General features: G+C 74.0%; 17 protein-coding genes. 12 read left to right on the top strand and 5 right to left on the bottom strand.

What is annotated here, in order from left to right; all coding sequences use genetic code 11:
• Positions 1-4 precede the first annotated feature (4 nt).
• The gene (locus B086_RS0134765) at positions 5-760 is read right to left on the bottom strand and encodes an alpha/beta fold hydrolase (RefSeq protein ID WP_018571054.1); all 756 of its coding nucleotides are present in this window, start codon (positions 758-760) and stop codon (positions 5-7) included.
• Positions 761-920: 160 nt separating this feature from the next.
• Here B086_RS0134765 and B086_RS0134770 point away from each other — a divergent pair, with 160 nt between their 5' ends.
• Positions 921-1,454, top strand: a complete 534-nt coding sequence (locus tag B086_RS0134770) for a PadR family transcriptional regulator (RefSeq protein ID WP_026253088.1) — start codon at positions 921-923, stop codon at positions 1,452-1,454.
• On the opposite strand, the gene B086_RS0134775 is transcribed toward B086_RS0134770, so the two are convergent.
• Positions 1,431-2,339, bottom strand: a complete 909-nt coding sequence (locus B086_RS0134775) for an oxygenase MpaB family protein (protein ID WP_018571056.1) — start codon at positions 2,337-2,339, stop codon at positions 1,431-1,433. The genes B086_RS0134770 and B086_RS0134775 overlap by 24 nt on opposite strands.
• Before the next feature lie 228 nt (positions 2,340-2,567).
• On the opposite strand from B086_RS0134775, the gene B086_RS0134780 reads away from it, so the two are divergent.
• Both B086_RS0134780 and B086_RS0134785 read left to right on the top strand, forming a co-directional pair.
• Positions 2,568-3,542 carry a hypothetical protein gene (locus tag B086_RS0134780; protein ID WP_018571057.1) on the top strand — a complete coding sequence of 325 codons (975 nt, stop codon included), beginning with the start codon at positions 2,568-2,570 and terminating at the stop codon, positions 3,540-3,542.
• Positions 3,543-3,818: 276 nt separating this feature from the next.
• Positions 3,819-5,207: a tannase/feruloyl esterase family alpha/beta hydrolase gene (locus tag B086_RS0134785; protein ID WP_018571058.1), complete on the top strand. Its 1,389-nt coding sequence runs from the start codon at positions 3,819-3,821 to the stop codon at positions 5,205-5,207.
• A 16-nt stretch (positions 5,208-5,223) separates the two neighbouring features.
• Here B086_RS0134785 and B086_RS0134790 read toward each other — a convergent pair whose 3' ends face one another.
• Both B086_RS0134790 and B086_RS0134795 read right to left on the bottom strand, forming a co-directional pair.
• Positions 5,224-5,406 (bottom strand): hypothetical protein, encoded by a 183-nt coding sequence (locus B086_RS0134790; protein ID WP_018571059.1) that lies wholly within the window; start codon positions 5,404-5,406, stop codon positions 5,224-5,226.
• Positions 5,407-5,660: 254 nt separating this feature from the next.
• A complete protein-coding gene (locus B086_RS0134795; RefSeq protein WP_018571060.1) occupies positions 5,661-6,716 on the bottom strand; it encodes a fatty acid desaturase family protein in 1,056 nt (351 codons plus the stop codon).
• 266 nt (positions 6,717-6,982) lie between these two features.
• Between B086_RS0134795 and B086_RS0134800 the strand changes: the two genes are divergently transcribed.
• The 3 genes from B086_RS0134800 (at position 6,983) to B086_RS0134810 (ending at position 12,819) form a co-directional block, all read left to right on the top strand.
• Positions 6,983-9,847: a DEAD/DEAH box helicase gene (locus B086_RS0134800; RefSeq protein WP_018571061.1), complete on the top strand. Its 2,865-nt coding sequence runs from the start codon at positions 6,983-6,985 to the stop codon at positions 9,845-9,847.
• Positions 9,844-11,181, top strand: coding sequence for a hypothetical protein (locus tag B086_RS0134805; RefSeq protein ID WP_018571062.1), 1,338 nt, complete (start codon positions 9,844-9,846; stop codon positions 11,179-11,181). Before B086_RS0134800 ends, B086_RS0134805 begins: the two co-directional genes overlap by 4 nt.
• Positions 11,182-11,451: 270 nt before the next feature.
• Positions 11,452-12,819 (top strand): esterase-like activity of phytase family protein, encoded by a 1,368-nt coding sequence (locus tag B086_RS0134810; protein WP_018571063.1) that lies wholly within the window; start codon positions 11,452-11,454, stop codon positions 12,817-12,819.
• Between the two features lie 59 nt (positions 12,820-12,878).
• On the opposite strand, the gene xylA is transcribed toward B086_RS0134810, so the two are convergent.
• Positions 12,879-14,045, bottom strand: a complete 1,167-nt coding sequence (xylA, locus tag B086_RS0134815; RefSeq protein ID WP_018571064.1) for a xylose isomerase — start codon at positions 14,043-14,045, stop codon at positions 12,879-12,881.
• Between the two features lie 180 nt (positions 14,046-14,225).
• Between xylA and xylB the strand changes: the two genes are divergently transcribed.
• From xylB to B086_RS0134845, 6 genes are all read left to right on the top strand, one after another.
• Positions 14,226-15,671 (top strand): xylulokinase, encoded by a 1,446-nt coding sequence (gene xylB, locus B086_RS0134820; protein ID WP_018571065.1) that lies wholly within the window; start codon positions 14,226-14,228, stop codon positions 15,669-15,671.
• A 74-nt stretch (positions 15,672-15,745) separates the two neighbouring features.
• The gene (locus B086_RS0134825; RefSeq protein WP_018571066.1) at positions 15,746-16,954 is read left to right on the top strand and encodes an ROK family transcriptional regulator; all 1,209 of its coding nucleotides are present in this window, start codon (positions 15,746-15,748) and stop codon (positions 16,952-16,954) included.
• Between the two features lie 457 nt (positions 16,955-17,411).
• Positions 17,412-18,023, top strand: coding sequence for an N-acetylmuramoyl-L-alanine amidase (locus tag B086_RS0134830; protein WP_018571067.1), 612 nt, complete (start codon positions 17,412-17,414; stop codon positions 18,021-18,023).
• Between the two features lie 238 nt (positions 18,024-18,261).
• The gene (locus tag B086_RS0134835) at positions 18,262-20,343 is read left to right on the top strand and encodes a SpoIIE family protein phosphatase (protein WP_018571068.1); all 2,082 of its coding nucleotides are present in this window, start codon (positions 18,262-18,264) and stop codon (positions 20,341-20,343) included.
• Between the two features lie 245 nt (positions 20,344-20,588).
• Complete coding sequence (locus tag B086_RS0134840; protein WP_018571069.1) at positions 20,589-20,936, top strand: VOC family protein; 348 nt, start codon at positions 20,589-20,591, stop codon at positions 20,934-20,936.
• A 230-nt stretch (positions 20,937-21,166) separates the two neighbouring features.
• Positions 21,167-22,399, top strand: a complete 1,233-nt coding sequence (locus B086_RS0134845) for a phosphodiester glycosidase family protein (protein ID WP_018571070.1) — start codon at positions 21,167-21,169, stop codon at positions 22,397-22,399.
• The last annotated feature ends 30 nt before the right edge of the window (positions 22,400-22,429 follow it).

The following is a 22,429-nucleotide window of genomic DNA, read 5'->3' on the forward strand; positions in this document are numbered from 1 at the left end:
CCGCTCACAGCGTTCCGGCGACGGCTGCGGCGAACACGCCGGGGTTGTCGAACATGATGTTGTGGCCCGCGTCCGGCACGGTCACCACGCGTACGCCCGCCTTCTCCAGACCGCTCCTGCCCGGCAGTTCGCCGCTCAGCTCCCCCTGGAGGCAGAGGCGGTCCACGGGGAGGCGCACAAGCATGTCGCGCATCGTGGGCCGGGTGCCGCGGCGGAGCGCCACCGCACTGCGGTGCAGTGCGCGCGGGTCGGTGAGCCGCAGGGTCGCCAGCCACACGGGACCCGCCTGGAGCAGCACGCGCGCGTGGCCGCCGTCGACGAACGCCTCCTCGTCGAAGGAGCCGATGATGCTGCTGCCCGCGCTCGCCGGTGGGAGCGGATCCAGATTGGGCTCGGCGAGGACCAGCCGGGAGACGAGGTCGGGCCTGCGGTGGGCGAGCACGATCGCGACGGCCCCGCCCATACTGTGCGCCACCATTTCGGCGCCGGTCAGTTCCGCCTCGTCCAGTGCGCGGGCCACGGCGTCCGCGTGCTCCTCCAGGGTGTAGCCGAAATCGGCGGGCCGGTCGCTGATGCCGTGTCCGGGCAGGTCGACGAAGAGGCTGCGCCGCCCGCCGACTCCGGGGCGGGCCGCGATGTGCGCGTGGTAGACGGACGAGACCGAGCCGAGTCCGTGCACGTACACGCGCGCGGGCTCGGCGCCCGGTGCCTCGGTCCAGCGGATCATGCTGCCCGCACCGTCGAACTCGGCCTGTCTCATGTCACCCTCCGCGCATCGCGACACCGGCACGTCCGGCACCCCTCAAGGAGCATACATCGGGAACGAGGTATTATATGGGCGATGTATATAGGGAGCGTTGTACAGCCGATGTGCCGTACCAGGAGTGCGATGTACCACGGATGTGCGCGACAATGCGGGGATGCTGGAGCTGGCCATCCTCGGATTTCTTCACGACGCCCCCCTGCACGGCTATGAGCTGCGCAAACGCATCACCGCGCTGACGGGTCACGTACGGCCCGTCGCCGAGAGCACGCTCTATCCCGCGATCAAGCGGCTGGAGAAGGCCGGCCTGCTCGAACGGGCCACCGAGCCGGGGGCCGTGGCGGCACCGCGCCACGTCCTCACGCTCACCGACGAGGGCAGGCGCGAACTGCGCCGCCGCCTCGCCGAACCGGTCCAGCAGGACATCACGGACGAGAACCGCTGGTTCACCGTCCTGGCCTTCCTCAGGCACCTGGACGATCCGGGCGACCAGGCGGCCGTCCTGCGGCGCAGACTGAGCTTCCTGGAGACCCCTTCGAGCTTCTTCTACGAGGGCGACCGGCCGCTGCGGGCCGAAGAACTCGGCGACCCCTTCCGGCGTGGCATCCTCACCGTCGCACGGGCCACCAGCCAGGCGGAACTGGCCTGGCTGCGCACCACGATCGGCTCACTGGACGACTCCGTCGGCTGAGTCGCCGGCGTGCCGCACCGGACAGCCCCGCAGGCCGGGGACGGGACGGGTGCCGAGGTCGGCCACCCGGTAGCCGTCCGGGTAGCTCTTGATCTCCCGGTTCTGCCGCGCGAAGTGCGGCGCGCTGCGCGGCGGCAGCAGTCTGACGGCCCGGCCCCGGGCGCGCACCGCGCCACGTACGAGGCGGCGGGTCATGGCGGTCGGCGGGTCGTAGCGGAACGCCTCCAGCAGCGGCTCGTCGAGCAGGGCCAGGGTGGCACGGCGCAGCAGCGGAGCGAGGGGGCGCGGGTACCAGGAGGCCATCAGACCGAGTGTGGCGTCGGAGACCGTCCGCGCCCGCTCGTCCCAGCCGAAATGGGCCTTCTCGTAGGCGTCGAGGTGCGCCTCGAACTCATCGTACGACTCGGGGATGTCCTTGATGCCCATGTGCCGGCCGAGCGTGCGGTAGTGGACGGCGGCGGCCACGGTCTCGTGCCGGGACAGTCTGCGCCAGCCGTAGGCGTCGATCCACCGCTTGGGCATCACGACGAACGTGCACAGCACATAGCGCATGTCGTCGTTGCCGATGTCGTAACTGCGGTGCATCTGGTTGATGCGCCGGATGGCGGTGCGGCCCGGTTCACCGGCGAATCCGTGCTCGATGACGGTGTCGAGGAGCAGCGCCGTGTCATCGTACCGCTTCTGGGAGCGCTCCGTGAGTTCGGCCGTCTCGGCGAGCAGCCGGCCGATGCTCGGGACGGCGTACGTCCGGTAGAGGGCCAGTTCCAGGGCACGGGTGAAGTCCCAGGGGAACTCGTACACCGCGGTCAGCCGGTGGATCTCCGTCGCCTCGGTCACCGGATCCATCCGACGGATCTGCTCGAGCCGGTCGAACCGCTTCGCCACTGCGCACCCCTCCTGCCGTCCGTACCCCAACTCTACTGTGCGTAGCCACAGATGGACCATCCGTGTCGGCACCATGCGCCCGGTGCGGCACCCGAGGGGCACCGGGGCGGCCGTTTCGTCCCTTACGGGGTGGAAAACCGCAGGTCCGTGCGGTGACTGGACTCGTGACAACCTCCTGGCCCGCCCACTAGGGTGCGCGCCGTTGGACGAACCGATGGGGAGGCTGGGATGGCCGGGACGGACGAGGAAGCCGTCGCCGCCGCGGACGACGCGCTCTATGTGCTGACGGCGGTGCTGCTGACGCCCGCGCAGTTCCCGAGCGTGCTGGGCGACGACTATCCGGAAGCCTGTGCGGCGCTCGGCCTGGCCCCGCTGGTGGACGGGTACGGGCTGGTGCTCGGTCAGGACGGCGCCGGGGCGCGGTGGACCGTGGTCGTCGACGACGTGTCACTGGTGGCGGTGGCCATCGCGTCCTGGGACTGCGGCATGGAGTACGACCTGTCGCCCGGGGAGCGCACGGTGGTCGCCGCCCTGCCGGGCTGGCCGCTCGACGTGGCCGTCGCGGCACCCGGCGTGCCCGCGCCGCACGATCCCGCCCGCGACGCGGGGGACGGCCCCTTGCTGACGCCGCCGGACACCAGCGTCTGGGGGCCCGCCCAGCGCCGTCTGGGCGCCGATGAGATCGCCCTGCGCTGGACGGCGTGGCGGGAGCAGATCGACGACGCCACGTACTTCGCCCCGGCCGGGGGAAGCCGACCAAAGGGGGGCGAACCCGAGGAGACCGCCCAGGGGCGGGGCTCCGGTCTGGGCCGCGACCCCGGGGACGGATTGGCGTCCGAGCGGGACCCGGAGACGGGCCAAGGGGCCGAGGACGGGGGCGGGGGCGGGGGCGGCGAAAGCGTGGCGGACGGGACCGGGCAGGACGCCCCCACGGGGCATCGCGGTGTCCGGCGTGCCCTGGCGGAGGCCCACGCGTACGTGGACTCTCCGCCGCCGCTGGGCCGGGTCAGGTCGTCCTTCGCTCCGGGTGAGGCGCGGACCCTGCGTGCGGACGGACCGGGCTGGTCGATGGTGGCCCGGACCGACGACATCGCCTTCGTACTCCTCGACGAGGAGCCCGGCGAGGTGCTGCCGGTGGGCCGGGGAACGGAGTTGCCCCGTCTGCTGGAGGCCCTCGACCGGCTGGCGGTACGCCCCAGCTGACCCGCTCGCGAGACCAGGCTCGCACCCCGGGGGCGCCATCACCCATGACGCCCCCCCCCCCGCAGACCTCCCCGGACGCGCGTATCGCGAGCATTCCGTGGTGGCTCGTCCACCGACGTATGTCTTGAATCACCACAGCGAACCCGCTCTGGCATATGGCGCCGACCCATGGAGTTGGCGGGAGCGGACCCCGCACGATGGGGCGGCTCCGGGCCCGCACCTCCTCGTGCGCCGGCCCGAGCACCGCCTTTGTTCCCGTCCCCTTCGGAGGTCGTCGTGCGTCTGTCCCGTGGAGTCCCGCTCGCCGCCGCCGCGCTGCTGACCGGCATCGCCGCCTGGCCCGCCCCGGTGGCCGCCGCGACCGGTCCCGACGGCCACTGCGGGCACGGGAACCGGCTGCGGGTGCCGGGCGCGGCCTTCGCGCAGACGGCGTGTCTGCCCGATCTGACCACCACGGGACTCGCCGGAACCTCCTTCACGGACATGGCCGACCAGGCCGGGCTGACCGCCCGGGACACGCGTGTACCTTCCGGGGTGCCCGGTGTGCAGATCGACGGCTATTTCCCGGACTCCTCGCACTTCAACACCACGCACGGGTGGCGGCACGACGCGCAGTTCGTGATCCGGCTGCCGGACCACTGGAACGGCGGTCTGGTGGTCACCGGAGCGCCGGGCACACGCAAGCAGTACGCCACGGACAAGGCCATCTCGGACCAGGTGCTGGCTCAGGGCTACGCCTACGCGGCCACGGACAAGGGCAACAGCTCGGCCGACTTCTACCGCGACGGAGTCCGGCCCGGCGACGCGGTCGCCGAGTGGAACACGCGCACCACCCAGCTCACGCGCGCGGCACGCGGTGTGCTCACCGAACGGTACGGCCGCGCACCGCGCCGGACGTACATGACCGGCATGTCCAACGGCGGATACCTCACGCGCTGGCAACTGGAGCACCATCCGGAGCTGTACGACGGCGGGGTGGACTGGGAGGGCGCCCTGTGGACGGCGGGCGGTCCGAACCTGCTCACCTCGCTGCCCGCCACCGTGGCCCGGTCCCTGGGGTCGGCCGGTGACTCGGCGCTGTACGCCGTGGGATTCGCGCGCGGGTCGGAGTTCCTGTGGCCCTACCACGAGCAGGCGTACTGGGGGGTGACGCAGAAGATCTACCGGGCCGAGTTCGACCCCGGCTACGACCCGGCCTGCCCAGGAACGTCGGCCGGGAGCACGCCGGAGCAGATCCTGGCGCCGTGCCCCTCCGACGCCGCCTACGACTACGCCGCACGTCCCGCCTCGGTGCACCGGGCGGTGGCCCGGGTCGCACTCACCGGACGGATCGGCAGGCCGCTGATCACCCTGCACGGTGACCTGGACTCGCTGCTTCCCCGGGCCGCGGACTCCGACGTGTACGCGCGCATGGTCGACGCCAGCGGCCGGGGCGCTCTGCACCGGTACTACACGATCGAGGGCGGCACACACGTCGACGGGCTGTACGACACCTATCCGGACCGGCTGCGGCCGGTCCTGCCCTGTTACCGGTCCGCTTTCGACGCTCTGGCGGCGTGGGTGGAGCACGGTGTGCGGCCGCCCGCGGACCGGACCGTCGGCAGGCCCGCGAGCGGTGATGTGGTCGACTCCTGCACCCTGGACGGAAGGGCGCCCGGACATTAGGACCTCGGCCGGCGGATCAGCGGTCGAGTTCCTTGCGGGTGACGCGGCGCAGCCGACGACGCTGGGAGGGGTCCAGCGCGAGGTAGGCGGCGGCCGGGACACCCAGGACGATCAGGAGCACGGCCCAGAAGGGCAGCCAGATCCACAGGATCAGGCCGACCGCCACGCTACCCGCGGCGATCTTCGCTTTCTTCGACATCTGTCGCCTCCTTCGCGGCCACTGCCGCTCTCTGTCGTGAAAACGGCTCCGCCGCTCCGGCGGTTCCGGTCCGCGACCCCGAGAAGTCCCTGAGTCATCCCTGAGCCGCGCCCCTACGGGTCGCCTCGGGCCGGCCCTGGGTTCCCCGTCGTCACCCCATACTGCCTGCGCGGTCCGTGCGATGCTGCCTGCGCAGTCCGTGCGCCCGTGCGGTCCGGCCGGTGGCGCCCCGAGAGCCTGTGTACCGGCCCCGCCTACTCCACCCTCAGAGGCTCCCCCACCTCGTACAGATGACGCAGGGCCTGGCGGTAGGAGTCGACGAGGCCGGTCTCCGTGTAGGGGATGCCGAGGTCCTGGCAGTGGGCGCGGACCAGGGGCTGGGCGAGCCGCAGGTGCGGGCGCGGCATGCTGGGGAACAGATGGTGCTCGATCTGGTAGTTGAGGCCGCCGAGGAACCAGTCCGTCAGGACACCGCCCCGGATGTTGCGCGAGGTGAGCACCTGGCGGCGCAAGTGCCCCCAGCGGTCGCCGTCCGAATCCGGCATCTCCATGCCCTTGTGGTTGGGCGCGAAGGACAGTCCCAGGTGCAGGCCGAACAGCGCCTGGTGCACGGCGGCGAACGCCAGGGCCTTCCCCGGGGACAGCACGGTGAGCAGCAGCGCCGCGTACCCCACGACATGGGCCACGAGGAGCGCGCCCTCCACGAGGCGTTCCCGGGGCGACTGGCGGCGCAGGTCCTTGAAGCCGTGCACCTTGAGGGCCACGCCTTCGAGGAGGGTGAGCGGGAAGAACAGCCAGGCCTGGTTCCGGGTGAGCCAGCGGCGGAAGCCCTGCCGGACACCGGCCTGTTCGCCGGTGAAGACCAGTACGTCGGCGGCGACGTCCGGGTCCTTGTCACGGTGGTTGGGGTTGGCGTGGTGGCGGTTGTGCTTGGCGTTCCACCACGAGTAGCTCAGGCCGAGCAGCAGGTTGCCGTGCACCAGGCCGATCACCCGGCTGACCGCCTTGTCGCCGCTGATCTGCGCGTGTCCGGCGTCGTGGCCGATGAACGCGGTGCGGGCGAAGAGCACGGCGAACGGCACCGCCAGGAGCAGCGCCCACCAGGAGTCGCCCACGAGGAAGAGTCCCGCGACGACCGCCGCGAGGGCCAGCGCGTTGCCGGCGACGACGCGCGCGTACCACCCGTGCCGCCGCCCCAGCAGTCCCCGGTCCTTGACGGTGCGCAGCAGGGGGGCGAACTCGCTGCCGGCGGCGGACCCGCCGGCCCTCTCCTCGATGCCGTCCACGACGGCTGCGGCGGGCTGGGGCATGGCGGGGTCTCCGGTCTCTCGGCAACAGCCTGACCTGAGAAAACGTAGGGATCGAAGCGCTGTCCCGACCATGGCGCCAACACCCCGGCCCGCAGGGGGGCCGCCTCCCCGCGGCCCGGGGGAACACCCCCGCAGGTGCCGGGGGGCCAGCGACACCACGGCAGGCCATGTCCACGTCACCGACGCCTTGGTCCCGGTCGGCCGCCGACGTGCTGTACCCTCGGCGGCCGACCCCCAGTAGTCAAATTTGAGGAATCGCCATCACCGTGCAGCGGACTTCCCCGGCGACACCGTCCGACCTCTCCGAACTCGCCCGTTGCTGCGCCGTGTTCCTGCCCGCGGACCCCGCGCGCTCCGGCCGGGTCGCCTTCTGGCGTCCCGACGGCTCGACTCCCCCGGCTCCCGCCCAGACATCCGTGACCGAGCTGACGGTCGTCGTCCCCCGCGAGGGCGGGGTCGCTCCGGTGACCGTACCCGCCGTCGTCCTTCCCCTGCGCTCGGCGCTGCCGGTGCTCACGCACGCGCGTGCCGGTGGCCCGGGGCACCGCGCCGCCGCCTTCTGGGGCGCGGCGGCCGTACTGGGCCTGCACTTCACGGCGCGCGGCCTGCTGCTGCCGGGACTGTCGGAGGCCGACCACGATGCCTGGCGCGCGGCGCCCCTCCTGGGCGAGGACGCGGAGCGGGTCGGCGCACTGGCCGCCGCGATGCCGCCCGAGGCGCACGCCGTACCGCTCGACGTGCCCGGACCGCCGCGGCTGCCCGATCCCCGGCGTCTGCTGCGCGCCTTCCTGGACGCGGTCGCCGACACGCTGCCCCGCTCGCCCGCCGCGTCCCTGGCCACGGGCGGACCGGCCTACGCGGCACAGGAACCGCAGCACCTCCCGGAGCAGCGGGCATGGGCCGCCGAGGTCGCCGCGGGCCACGACGCGGGCCTGCGGATCTCCTTGCGGGTCGAGGTGAGGGGGCTGGAGGCCGCCGACGACGACGGCCCGGCCCCCCGGTTCCGCGCGGTGCTACAGGTGCACAGTGTGAGCGGTCCCGACCGGGTGTCCGACGCCGCGGAGGTCTGGGCCGGACCGGGCGGCCCCGCCGAGACGTTCGGACCCCGCGCGCGGACGGACGTCCTGCTCGCGCTGCGCCGGGCGGCCCGGTCCTGGCCCGCGCTGACACCACTGCTGTCGGCGGCCGTGCCGGACGCCGTCGAACTCGCCGACGAGGAGATCGCCGAACTGCTCGGGGAGGGCACCCGTGCGCTCGCCGTCGCCGGGGTCGAGGTGCACTGGCCGGCGGCGACGGCCCGCGGGCTGACCTCCGGGGCGACCCTCGGACCACCGGACGGCGCGGGCGGCACGCCGGGTCCCGTGCCGGGCCCCGGCGCGGCGCTGTCCGCCGACGCACTGCTCGCCTTCGACTGGTGGTTCGCGCTGGGCGGTCAGCGGCTCACCCGCGCGGAGCTGGACCGTCTGGCGGAGGCGAACCGGCCCCTGGTGCGGTTGCGCGGCCAGTGGGTGCTGGTCAACCCCGACGAGGTGCGCCGCGCCCGGGGACGGCAGGACCGGAAGGTCACCGCCGTGCAGGCGCTGGGCGCCGCCCTGACGGGCTCCGCCGAGGTCGACGGCCACCGGGTCGAGGTGCGGCCCACGGGATGGCTGGCGGCCCTGCGGGACCGGCTCACGGGCCCGCAGGCGCAGGACCCGGTGGAGCAGCCGGCCGCGCTCGCCGCCCGGCTGCGCGAGTACCAGGCGCGCGGTCTGGGCTGGCTGGTGCGGATGACGTCGTCGGGGCTCGGCTGCTGTCTGGCCGACGACATGGGACTCGGCAAGACGATCACCCTGATCGCGCTGCACCTGCACCGGCAGCAGGATCCGGCCACCGGCGGTCCCACCCTGGTGATCTGCCCGACGTCGCTCATGGGCAACTGGCAGCGGGAGATCGAGAGGTTCGCGCCCGGTACGCCGGTGCGCCGCTTCCACGGTGCGCGGCGCGACCTGACCGGCCTCGCCGACGGCGAGATCGTGCTGACCACGTACGGCACGATGCGCCTGGACGCGCCGCGGCTGTCCGAGGTGGCCTGGGACATGGTCGTGGCGGACGAGGCGCAGCATGTGAAGAACCCGTACTCGGCCACGGCCCGGCAGTTGCGGACCATCGGGGCACGCGCGCGCGTGGCGCTCACCGGCACTCCCGTGGAGAACAACCTTTCCGAGCTGTGGGCGATCCTCGACTGGGCGACCCCGGGCCTGCTGGGCGGCCTCGGCGCCTTCCGCACGCGCTACGCGCAGGCTGTAGAGAGCGGCCGGGACCCGGCCGCCGCCGAGCGTCTCGCGCGGCTCGTCGGGCCGTTCCTGCTGCGGCGCCGCAAGTCCGACCCGGGGATCGCGCCCGAGCTGCCGCCCAAGACGGAGACCGATCACGCCGTCTCCCTCACCGCGGAGCAGACCGGGCTCTACGAGGCCCTGGTGCGCGAGACGCTCGCCGGGATCTCCGCCGCGGACGGCATGGCGCGGCGCGGGCTGGTCGTGAAGCTGCTGACCGGCCTGAAGCAGATCTGCAACCATCCGGCACAGTTCCTCAAGGAGGACCGGCCGAGGATCCCCGGACGGTCCGGGAAGCTCGAACTGCTGGACGAACTGCTCGACACCGTCCTCGCGGAGGACGCGGCGGTGCTGGTCTTCACCCAGTACGTGCGGATGGGACGGCTGATCGAGCGGCATCTCGCGGCCCGCGGGGTGCGGTCGCAGTTCCTGCACGGCGGCACCCCTGTCGCGGAGCGTGAGGCGCAGGTCCGCCGCTTCCAGGACGGTGAGGTGCCGGTGTTCCTGCTGTCGTTGAAGGCCGCGGGCACCGGACTGAACCTCACGCGCGCGGAGCACGTCGTGCACTACGACCGCTGGTGGAACCCCGCGGTGGAGGCGCAGGCCACCGACCGGGCGTACCGCATCGGCCAGAGCCGGCCCGTGCAGGTGCACCGGCTGATCGCCGAGGGCACGGTCGAGGACCGTATCGCCGCGCTGCTGCACCGCAAGCGTGATCTCGCCGACGCGGTCCTCGGGTCGGGCGAGGCCGCGTTCACCGAACTGACCGACGCCGAACTGGCCGCGCTGGTCGAGCTGCGAGGAGAGGTCCGATGAACGAGCACGCGAGCGACACGGAGCGGATCTTCGCGGCGCTGCCCCCGGCCCAGGGGCGGGGTTTCGCCCGGACGTGGTGGGGCCACGCCTGGCTGAAGGCGCTGGAGGACACCGCGCTGGAAGCCCAGCAGGTGCGTGCGGGTCGGCGTCTGGCCCGCGCGGGAGCGGTGGGCGCCGTGTCGGTGCGTCCGGGCCGGATCACGGCGGTGGTGCACGACCGGGACCGCACGGCTCACCGGGCGGACGTCCTGCTGGAGCCGCTGTCCGACGACGGATGGGCTCGCTTCCTCGATGTGGCCGTGGAGCGCTCGGGGCACCTGGCGGCCCTGCTCGACCGCGATCTGCCGCCCGAACTGGTCGAGGACGCCGCGGCCGCCGGCATCGAACTCCTGCCGGGCATCGGTGACCTGGAGCCCCGGTGCGACTGCGGGGCGTGGGACCACTGCGGGCACACGGCGGCACTGTGCCACCTGGTGGCGCGGCTGCTGGACGAGGACCCCCTCGTGCTGCTGCTGATGCGCGGCCGGGACGAGCGGACCCTGTTCGGTGAACTGCACGCCCGGGACGCGGCGGCGGCCGACGGACAGGCACCGCCGGACGGTGTGGACGCGGCGGAGGCGTACGCCCGCGGGTCCGCCCTGCCGCCGCTGCCGCCGCCGCCCGGACCGCCGGCGGGGCCGGGTCTGCCGCCGTCGCTCGGCACCGAGACGGTTCCGGCGCCCGGGGTCGATCCGGCGGCACTGGAGTTCCTGGCCGCGCGCACCGCCGCCAGGGCCCACAGGTGGCTCACCGGGGCGGGCGACGGCATCTCCCGGGGATGGGCGGACGAGTTCGGCCCGACCGTCGGGCAGGACGCCGTACGCCTCGCCGCGGGCGCCTCCGAAGGCACCGCCGACGCGGGCGGTCCCGGTGATCGCGCCCTGCTGGACCGGCTGGCCAAGGGCTCGGGGCGCAGCAGAGCACAACTCGCGCGTGCCGTGCGGGCGTGGCGGACGGGCGGCGCCGCCGGTGTGGCCGTGCTGGAGGAGGAGTGGGCCGTGGACGGCGAGGCACAGGCACGCGCGCGTGCCGCCCTGGCGGCGGCCTGGGAGGAGGACCGGCCGTCCCTGCGGGCCACGGGAAACCGCTGGACCGTCGTCGGCACGGGCCACCAGATCCGGCTGGGGCGGGACGGCCGTTGGTGGCCCTTCCGCAAGGAGCACGGTCACTGGACACCGGCGGGCGGTCCCGCCCAGGATCCCGCGACCGCGCTCGCCACGGCGGAGGGCCCGGACGGCGCGGAGGGCGCCGCAGTGGGCGCCGCGGGGACCTGCCCGGGGCACGAGGGCGTCTGAGGCTCCCGGACATGCCTCGGCCTGCTGGGGCGCGCCTGGGAACGCCGGGGCAGGCGCGTGCCCGGACCAGGCGGCGGAGCGTCTGCCGGAGCGGCCGCTCCCGGTCGGTCAGCCGCAAGGCGCCACCCGCGCATCCGACACGCCGACCACACCAAGAAAGTCCCAGGTCGACGGCCTGCCGACGCCTCCCGTTCACGCCTCCTTAGCCCTCCGTTGCGCGGGGCGTCCAACCCTGACCGCTGTCAGCACACTTGGCTCTCAGGAGGCCCGATGTCCTCGCACGTCCCCGGTCGGCGCCGTGTCCGGCGCACTCTCGCAGCGGGGCTTCCGCTCGCCCTGCTCGCCGGGCTGGCGGCAGCCGGTTCGGCCACGGCCGCCGACGGCCACGACCGGGGCGGGCGGGCCCCTTCCCGTGACGCGCGCGTCGTCGGCACGGCCACGCTCGGGGACATACCGCTCGGCGCGTTCAGCAACCGGCTGCTGCCGGGCACCGTGGACGACGACCGGGGCGTGAACCTGGGCGGCATCGGCAGCGACATCTACCCGGCGGGCCGCAAGGGCGAGTTCTGGACGGTCACCGACCGCGGGCCGAACGGCCAGATCAAGGTGTCCGGCAAGAAGCGCCGTACGTTCCCGGTGCCCGGCTTCGACCCGGCGATCGTGAAGATCAAGGTGTCGGGCGGCGCGGTGCGGGTGCTGGACGCCATCCCTCTGACCACCTCCTCCGGCAAGCCCGTCACCGGCCTGTCCAACCAGGAGGGACGCGACGAGGCCCCGTACTCCTACGACGCGCGGACCCCGCTGCCGTACAACCCGAACGGGCTGGACACCGAGGGCATCGTCCGGGCGGCGGACGGCTCCTTCTGGCTCGTCGACGAGTACGGTCCTTCGCTGGTCCATGTCTCCGCGCGCGGGAAGGTGCTCACCCGGTACGTGCCCAAGGGGCTGCGGCTCAGCGGCGCCGACTACCGTGTGGTGGAGGCGCTGCCGTCCGTGCTGCTGCACCGGAAGGGCAACCGCGGGTTCGAGGGGCTCGCGCTGCTGCCGGGCGGTGACCTGGTGATGGCGGTGCAGAGCCCGCTGTCGCTGCCCGACGCCGCCTCCGGGGACGCCTCGCGCACCACCCGGCTGCTGCGCTTCTCGCCCCGCAAGCAGGCGGTCACCGCCGAGTACGCGTACCGCTTCGACCCGGTGGGCGTCGTCGACCCCGGCGAGGACGACACCTCCGAGCTGAAGATCTCCTCGGTGGTCGCGGTGGGCCGTGACCGGCTGCTGGTGGAGGAGCGCACCGACAGGGCGGCACGGCTGCACCTGGTGCGGCTGGACCGCCGGGCGGACATCCTCGGCGGCCGGTGGGACGACGACACCACCTCGCCGTCGCTGGAGCAGCTCGACGATCCCGCGGCGGCCGGTGTGCCGGTGCTCGCCAAGCGGCTCGTGGTCGACCTGGGCAAGGTCGCCGGGGTGCCGGGGAAGATCGAGGGCGTCGCGCGCGTGGACGACCGGACGCTCGCCCTGATCAACGACAACGACTTCGGGATGACGGACGGCCCGGACGCGTTCGACGCGCAGGGGCGGCTGGTGGACAGCGGCATCAAGACCACGGTGACCTACGTGCGGCTGCCGCACCGCATCTGACACGGCGTCATCGAAAGGGGCGGCACGCGCGCGTGCCGCCCCTTTCCCGCGCCCCCGGCTCAGCCTCGGGCGCCGAGCAGGTGGTCCATGGCGAGCTGGTCGAGGTGTTCGAAGGCCATGCCGCGGGCCGCGGCGGCGTCGGTGTCGAACTCCTCGTAGGCCGAGCGGTCGGCCAGCAGCGCCTGGAGGCCGTCGGCCGCGGTGGGCCGCGTGAGCTGGTCGAGGCGCGCGGCGCGCAGGGCCTCCTGGACGTCGGGATCGGCGCGGAAGGCGGCGGCGCGCTCCTTGAGGATGAGGTAGTTGCGCATACAGCCGGCCGCGGAGGCCCACACGCCGTCCAGGTCCTCGGTGCGCGGCGGCTTGAAGTCGAAGTGGCGCGGACCGTCGTACCCGGCGCTCTCCAGCAGGTCGACGAGCCAGAACGCGGCGCGCAGATCACCGGCGCCGAAGCGCAGGTCCTGGTCGTACTTGATGCCGGACTGGCCGTTGAGGTCGATGTGGAAGAGCTTGCCCGCCCACAGGGCCTGCGCGATGCCGTGCGGGAAGTTCAGTCCGGCCATCTGCTCGTGGCCGACCTCGGGGTTCACGCCGTACAGCTCGGGGCGCTCCAGGCGCTCGATGAAGGCGAGGGCGTGGCCGACGGTGGGCAGCAGGATGTCGCCGCGCGGCTCGTTCGGCTTGGGCTCGATCGCGAAGCGCAGGTCGTAGCCCTGGTCGGTGACGTACTCGCCGAGCAGGTCGAATGCCTCCTTCATGCGGTCCAGGGCGGCCCGTACGTCCTTCGCGGCGCCCGACTCGGCGCCTTCCCGGCCGCCCCAGGCGACGTAGGTGCGTGCGCCCAGTTCCGCCGCGAGGTCGATGTTGCGGATGGTCTTGCGCAGCGCGTAGCGGCGCACGTCGCGGTCGTTGGCGGTGAAGGCGCCGTCCTTGAAGACGGGGTGCGTGAAGAGGTTGGTGGTGGCCATCGGGACCGTCATGCCGGTCGCGTCCAGTGCCTGGCGGAACCGCTTGACGTGGGTGTCGCGCTCGGCGTCGGAGGAGCCGAAGGGGATCAGGTCGTCGTCGTGGAAGGTCACGCCGTGGGCGCCGAGTCCGGCCAGGCGCCGGACCGTCTCGGCGGGGTCGAGGGCGCGGCGGGTGGCGTCGCCGAACGGGTCCCGTCCCTGCCAGCCGACGGTCCACAGCCCGAACGTGAACCGGTCCTCGGGGGTGGGCTGGTAGTTCATGCCGCGGCTCCTTGCTCGCTTGCGACTATTTCGTCATGGCGATTTACAAATTAGTATGCCGACGCGTCCCTGGGAAGGGACGAGGGGGCGCCGACCGGTGCGAAGCCCGGGTCACGCACCCCGGCGCTCCAGGAGAACCGCACGTCACAGCCCCGTGAACCGCGAGGAAGAGGAGAGCCGATGTCAGCAGCCGAGGGTCCGCTCGTCGTCGGTGTGGACTCGTCCACCCAGTCCACCAAGGTGCTCGTCGTCGACGCGGCCACCGGCCGGGTCGTGGCGGACGGGCAGGCCCCGCACACCGTCTCCACCGGCGAGGGCCGGGAGAGCGACCCCCGCCAGTGGTGGGACGCGCTGCGCACGGCACTGCACCGGTGCGGGGACGCGGCGCGCGAGGCGTCCGCCGTGTCGGTGGGCGGCCAGCAGCACGGGCTCGTCACGCTGGACGCGCACGGCGATCCCGTACGGCCGGCCCTGCTGTGGAACGACGTGCGCTCGGCGCCGCAGGCCCGCCGTCTCGTGGCGGAGCTGGGCGGGCCCGAGGCGTGGGCGCGGCGCACGGGCAGCGTGCCGGGCGCGTCCTTCACGGTCACCAAGTGGGCCTGGCTCGCCGAGCACGAGCCGGAGGCGGCCCGTTCGGTGGCGTCGGTGCGCCTGCCGCACGACTATCTGACCGAACGTCTGACCGGCGAGGGCACCACCGACCGGGGCGACGCCTCGGGCACCGGCTGGTGGGCGTCCGCCACCGAGGCGTACGACGAGGAGGTCCTCGGCCGGATCGGTCTCGACCCGGCGCTGCTGCCCCGGGTGGTGCGGCCCGGCGAGGTGGCCGGGACGGTCCGCGACATCCACGACCTGCCGTTCTCCAAAGGCACCCTGGTGGCGCCCGGCACCGGCGACAACGCCGCCGCGGCGCTCGGCCTCGGGCTGCTTCCGGGCACCCCGGTGCTCAGCCTCGGCACGTCGGGCACGGTGTACGCGGTCTCCGAGCACCGCCCGGCCGACCCGTCCGGCACGGTGGCGGGCTTCGCCGACGCGCGCGGCGACTGGCTGCCGCTGGCCTGCACCCTCAACTGCACGCTCGCCGTCGACCGGATCGCCGCACTCCTCGGTGTCGACCGGGAGGCCGTCGAACCGGGCACCGGCGTCACGCTGCTCCCCTACCTCGACGGCGAGCGCACTCCGGACCTGCCGAACGCCTCCGGGCTGCTGCACGGACTGCGTCACGACACGACCGCGGGACAACTCCTCCAGGCCGCGTACGACGGCGCCGTGCACGCCCTGCTCGGCGCGCTCGACCTGGTCCTCGACCAGGACGCCGACCGTACCGCTCCCCTGGTGCTGATCGGCGGCGGGGCCCGCGGCACTGCCTGGCAGCAGACCGTGCGGCGGCTGTCGGGGCGGCCGGTGCGGATCCCCGAGGCCGGGGAACTGGTCGCGCTGGGCGCCGCCGCGCAGGCCGCGGGGCTGCTGACCGGCGAGGACCCGGCCGCGGTCGCCCGCCGCTGGCGGACGGCCGACGGGCCCGTGCTCGATCCGGTGGAGCGGGACGAGACGACGCTGACCAGGATCTCCGGGGTACTCTCCGACGCGGCCCCGCTGCTGGAGCGGGGCGCGCGGGAGCACTGACGAGACCGGCGCGGCCCACCGGACACCGACCGGCGGCCCACCACCGCAGGACACCGACCGAGGACGACGCAGGCATGACCGCACCGCTGAACGAGCCCCGCCCGACCGGTCCGGGCCGCCCGCAGCCCGACACCCAGCAGGGCATGCGCCGCCGCAACCTCGCCCGCGTCCTGCACACCGTCAGCGCCGAGGGCCCACTGTCGCGGGCGGCGGTCGCCTCGCGCATCGGACTCACCCGGGCAGCGGTGTCGACGCTGGTCGACGAACTCGTCCGCTCCGGACTCCTGGAGGAACTGGGGCCCGAGCGGCCGGGCCGGGTGGGCCGGCCGGGGTCGGCACTCGCGGTCAGCGGCCGGGGCCCGGCCGGGATCGGCGCCGAGGTGGGCGTCGACCACCTCGCTGCCTGCGCGGTCGACCTGCGCGGCACGGTCCGGGCGCGGGCGGTGCGGCACGGCACGAACCGCGGCCGGGCCCCGGAACCGGTGGCGGCGGAGCTCGGCGCGCTGATATCCGAGGTCGTCGCCGGGGCGCGGGACCAGGGGCTCTGGCCGGCCGGGCTCGCCGTCGCCGTGCCCGGCCTGGTCGCCCGCGACGGCCGTACGGTCGTCCGAGCCCCCAACCTCGACTGGCACGACACCGACCTGGGCGCCCTGCTGCCCGGCACGTACCCCCTGACCGTGGACAACGAGGCGAACTTCGGTGCCCTGGCCGAGCTCTGGCTCGGCCAGGACACACCGCCGGACTTCCTGCACGTGTCCGCGGAGATCGGCATCGGCGCCGCCGTGGTGGTCGACGGCCGCCTGCTGCGCGGCACCCGCGGTTTCGCGGGCGAGCTGGGGCATGTCCCGGTCGAGCCGGAGGGTCCCGCCTGCCCGTGCGGCGGACGCGGCTGCCTGGAGCAGTACGCCGGTGAGGAGGCCGTGCTGCGGGCCGCCGGGCTGGAGGGGGGCGAGGGCCGGGTCGGACTGCTCGCGACCCGTGCCGCCGCCGGGGACGCGCGGGTGCGGGGGGCGCTGCGGGACGCCGGCCGGGCGCTGGGCGTCGCGCTGACCGGCGCGGTCAATCTGCTCGACCCCGAGACCGTCGTGCTCGGCGGCGCGCTGTCCGGGCTCGCGCCCTGGCTGCTGCCCTCGCTGGAGGCCGAGCTGGACCGGCGCACCGCGGGGCCCGCCTGTCCGGTGTCCGTCTCGTCCCTCGGACCCGAGGGGCCGCTGCTGGGGGCCGCGCACTCGGTGGTGCGTGCCGTCCTCGACGACCCGTCAGCCGTGGCCGAACACGTCTGAAACCCGCCGTACTTCACTCGTCCGGGTGGTCGAGTTCTCCACAACGTGCCGCGCGTCCACGGATCCCTGCCGCGCCCTTCTGTCCAACCCGGCCGCGCCGTACCGTAATTCACGCGAGACGCCGTCCGCGGACCCTGCGGCCCACGACGGCGGCCCGCGCCCACCCGGTCGATCCCCGCACCGCCGGGGCGGGCGACACCGACCGGACACGCCGCCCGGCTCCGCACCCAGCGACCGGCCGTGCGCGAGACTCACCGCCACCGACACCCGTCCCCGCCCTCACCCCCGGCCCCACATCTACGCGCATCCACACCGCCGACATCCACGCGCATCCCGCCGACAGACACTCGCGCCACCGGCACGCACCCCCGCCACCGACACGCCGCCCCACCTCGCATCCCCCACGAGAAGCGAGATCCCCCCACACGAGCCACACACACGAGAAAGGTCGTCGCCCATGGACCGGGCCGGATCCCAGCCCAGCCGACGGCGCATCCTGCGGGGCGCCGCAGCGCTCGCCGCCGTCCCCACCGCCTTACTGCTCCCCGCCTCCCCCGCGGCCGCGCGCCCCCGTCCGCTGAGCGCCGGGTATCCGCCCACCGAGTGGCTGCCGGCCTCCTCCTCCAACTACACGGCGTCCGACCGGCCCACCAGCTACTCCCTCGACCGGGTGATCATCCACGTCACACAGGAGACGTACGCCAACACCCTCGCCATCTTCCAGAACCCGCAGAAGAAGGTGTCCGCGCACTATCTCGTCCGCTCCTCCGACGGGCATGTGGCGCAGTGCGTCCGCGAGGCGGACATCGCCTGGCACGCGGGCAACTGGGACTACAACACGCACAGCATCGGCATCGAGCACGAAGGGTGGGTGGACCAGCCCGCGTACTTCACCGACGCACTGTACGAACAGTCGGCCCGGCTCACCGCGGCCATCTGCGACCGGCACCAGATCCCCAAGGACCGCTCGCACATCATCGGGCACTACGAGGTGCCGGGCACGGACCACACCGATCCGGGACCGCACTGGGACTGGGTCCGCTATCTGAGAATGGTCAACTTCATGTGACGGCGGTGGGGCGCCCCATCGGGCGCCCGCCACGCATCGCCCGTGCCACACCCGCCTCACGCCGTGCACCGCCACCACCCGCCCAACCGGCAAACCGCCCACCCGCCGGTCTCACGCCGCGCAGCGCGCGCTGCGCGTGCGGCGGGCTCCCGGGCGGAGCACGCTGGAAGCCCGCACCGCGGGCACGGGGCCGGTGCGCGGCGGGAGCGGACGGACCGGCCGGCCGAAGGAGGTCCCAGTGGCGTACGGCGATCCCGGACGGCCCGCGGACGAGATCTCGGCCGCCATGCTGGAGGCGCTCTTCACCCGCTCACCGGTCGCACTGCATCTGCTGGACCCGGATCTGCGCGTGGTGCGGCTGAGCACCGCGGCGACCGGGATGCGGGAGACCTCTCCGGACGACCTGGTGGGCAGGCCGGTCCGCGACGTCTACCGCATGGTCGAGGACAACGACCTGGAGACCGCGCTGCGCGAGGTGGTGGAGACCGGTGAGCCCCTGTGGCAGCGGCTCGTACGGGCGTGCGTCCGCGCGGAGCCGCCCGAGGAGCGCTGTTTCGAGGCCACCGCCATGCGGCTGGAGGGCGGCGACGGGCAGGTGCTGGGCCTCGCGGTGACCGCGCTGGACGTCACCGAGCGGGAGCGGGGGCGCGCCCGCGCCAGGGTCCTCGACGCGGTACGGCGACGGGTGGGGCGCACCCTCGACCCGGTGGTGACCGGTGAGGAACTGGTGGAAGCCCTGGTTCCGGAGTTCGCGGACATCGCGGTGGTGGAGGTGGTGGACTCGGTGGTCCGCGGCGACGAGCCACCGCCGGCTCCGCTGCCGCCGGGCACACCCTTGATGCGCACCGCGTTCCGCAGCGGCCGCACGCATCCGCCGCAGGCACACCCGGTCGGTGACGTGCGGCGGCTGCCGGGGCCCACGCCGTTCACCCAGGCGCTGACCGATCTGCGTCCCCGGGTGGTGCCGCTGCGTCCGCGGGCGCCGTGGATGCCCGCAGACCCGCCGCGTGCGGACGCCATGCACTCCTCGGACTCCCACACGCTGCTGGTGGTGCCGCTGGCGCTGCGCGACGCGGCGCTCGGGCTGGTCAGTCTGTACCGCACGGACGAGTCGCCGCCGTTCGACGCGGGCGACCGGCGGCTCGCGGTCGAACTGGCGGCGCACGCGGCCCTGTGCATCGACAACGCGCGGCGCTTCATCCGGGAGCACACCGTCGCCGCGACGGTGCACCGCCAGTTGCTCCCCCGCCGCCCCGAGTCCCACGCGTCACTGGAGACCGCCTATCTGTCGCTCACCGGCGCCGACCCCGGCGCCTGGTACGACACGATCGCCCTGTCCGGCGGGCGGACCGCGCTGGTCGTCGGGGACGTGTCCGGGTGGGGTCTGAACGCGGCGGCCACCATGGGCCAGCTGCGCACGGTCCTCAGGTCCTTGTCGGCATTCGACCTGTCCGCCGACGAGCTGCTGGCCCGCCTGCACGACACGGCGGCGCAGCTCGCGTTCGAGCGGGCGAGCCTGCCGCTGGGCGATCCGCTGCGCCGGGAGGCGCTGACCGCCGACTGCGTGTACGCCGTCCACGACCCGCTGACCGGGACCTGCGTGGCGGCGGCGGCCGGTGATCTGGCCCCGGTGGTGATCCGTCCCGACCACACCGTGGACGTCCCCGATGTACCCGCCGGGCCACCGCTGGGCATGGCCGAGGACGCGCCGTTCGCGACCGTCGAGTTCGAGGTGCCCGCCGGAAGCGTGCTGGTGTTCACCAGCGATCCGCGGGTCACCGCCTACCTCGCGGACTCCTCCCGGGCGCTGCGCTCGGCGCCGGACTACGCGGACCGGCCGCTCCAGGAGCTGTGCGACGCCGTCGTCTACGCGCTGCCGAAAGACCTGGCGGCGGGCGACGCGGCGGTGATCGTGGCACGCACCCGGTCCCTGCCGCCCGACGCCTTCGCCTGCTGGCGGCTCGACGACGACAGCGCGGCGGTGGGAACGGCCCGCGCCCTCGCGGGTGAGCAGCTCGGCGCGTGGGGCGTGGACGACGAGACCGCCCACAACACCCAGCTCATCGTGAGCGAACTCGTCACCAACGCCGTGCTGTACGGAGAGCCGCCCCTCGAACTCCGCCTGATCCACGACCGTACGCTCACCTGCGAGGTGAGCGACGCCGGCCGGGCCGCCCCGCATCTGCGGCACGCGCGCTCCGCCGACGAGGGCGGGCGCGGGCTGTTCATCGCCGCCCGGCTCGCCCAGGCATGGGGCGTCCGCTATACGGCGACGGGCAAGACGGTGTGGACCGAGCAGTCCGTGACGGACGCTCCCTGACGCCGACTTGCCCCCTCCTTTCCCCCCCCGGACCCGGCCGAAGCCCAACCGACGCCCGGCCCAACCCTGACCGAGCCCGGCCCGGGAAAGGTCAGGGAACGGACCAGGTACGGACTAGGTACGGACCGAGGCCGGTCCAACTCGGTTTTCCCCCGGGCCGCTTCGCTAGGCTGGCCGTACCTGTCACCCGTCCGCGTACGGCGCCTCCCGCGTCCGCGGAGACCAGCGATCACCGGAGCCGCCCGATGCAGGTCCGCCGTGTCGTCCCCAACGTCCGTTCCGAAGCCCTGGAGGAGAGCGCGGACTTCTACGGCCTCCTCGGCTTCGAGCAGGTCATGGACCACGGGTGGATCCGGACCCTGGCCTCCACCGTGAACCCGGCCGCGCAGATCAGCTTCATGGGCGAGGACCGGACGGCGCCGGTCGTTCCCGATCTGAGCGTGGAGGTCGACGACGTCGACGCCGCCTACGCCGTGCTGCGCGAACGCGGCGCGGAGATCGTGCATCCGCTCACCGACGAGGAGTGGGGCGTGCGCCGCTTCTTCGTCCGCGATCCCAACGGCCGGGTCGTCAACGTCCTCGGGCACCGCTGAGGGCGGCAGCTCCCCGCGCACCCGCCCGCGCACAACCGGCCGGAGACGCAAGGCTGAAGACGTAGGGCCGGAGACGTACGGCCGAAGACACCCGAAGGAGTGCGTTTTCCCCTCTGTTCCCGCGTCGTCGGCGTCCGGGCAGCTCCTGGGACACCGGATTCTGCTGCACTGCCCTGTGTCCGCACCGAGTTGACGAGACATCAGGGGGCACGGTGGGCACAGCGGGATCAGTGGCGGCGCGTCGCACAGGCCGGTTCACCACGGCACTGGCCGTTCTCCTCGCCGGGGGCGCGCTGGCGGGCACGGCCCTGGTGGGAGCGGCGGCGCCGGCCAGCGGAGCGCCCGGCGCCGAGCGGATCGCACCGGGAGTGGAGTACCGCGAGTTCGACCTCGCCGCGGCGCACGGCACGGTCCGGGTGCATGTGATCGGCGTCGATCTGGACGACAAGGACGTGCGTGTCGGCCTGTTGCACCCGGACGCCGTGGCGGCCAGGGGCACCGTGTCCCGGCTGGCCACCGCACAGGGGGCGCTCGCCGGGGTCAACGGGGACTTCTTCGACATCACCGAGACCCAGCACCCCGGCGTCGCGGCGACCGGTGCCTCGGTCGGTCCGGAGATCGCGGACGGGCGCGCGCTCAAGGCCGCCGTACCGCGCGGCCAGCGCTTCGGCCCGGCTCTGCCGCCCGGCACGACCACCGAGGACGTGCTCGGCGTGGGCACCGATCGCAGGGCGCGCCTCGACCGGCTGACCCTGTCCGGGACGGTGACCACGCCCGAGGGGCAGGTGAAGCTCGGCGGCTTCAACCAGTACGCGCTGCCGGTCGGTTCGGTCGGTGCCTACACCTCCGACTGGGGCTCCGTCTCCCGGGCCCGGACGGTGTGCGGCACGGACACCGAACGCGGCGCGCCGTGCAGCAAGGACACCTACGAGGTGACGGTCCGGGACGGCAGGGTGACCCGGACGGCCGGCGCGCCCGGCAGCGGCGCCGTCCCGGACGGCACGACGGTGCTGGTGGGCCGGGAGGCGGGCGCGCAGCGACTGCGCGCGCTCTCCGTGGGCGAGGCGGTACGGGTCGAGCACCGGGTGGCGGCGGCCTCCGGGGTGCCGTACGCCTTCGCGGTGGGCGGTTTCCCGGTGCTGCGCGGCGGCGCGGCAGTGGCCGGGCTCGACGGGGCGACGGCGGCCGTGCGCACCGCCGTGGGCATCGCGGACGGCGGGCACCGGCTGCTGCTCGTGGCCCTGGACGGGGCGTCCGCGTACCGGAGCGGGCTGACCCTCGCCGAGGTGGCCGCCGCGCTGCGTGACCTGGGGGCGAGCGACGGCTTCAATCTGGACGGCGGCGGCTCCAGCACGCTGGTCGCCCGGGAGCCCGGCGGCACGAAGGTGATGGTGCGCAACCATCCGAGCGACGGCGCCGAACGGGCGGTCGCCAACGGGGTCGGGGTGTTCTCCGGCGCGTGACCCGTCCTCCGGGCAGGCCGCGCGGGGCGC

The organism is Streptomyces sp. PsTaAH-124 (assembly GCF_000373685.1).
Classification (GTDB): domain Bacteria; phylum Actinomycetota; class Actinomycetes; order Streptomycetales; family Streptomycetaceae; genus Streptomyces; species Streptomyces andamanensis.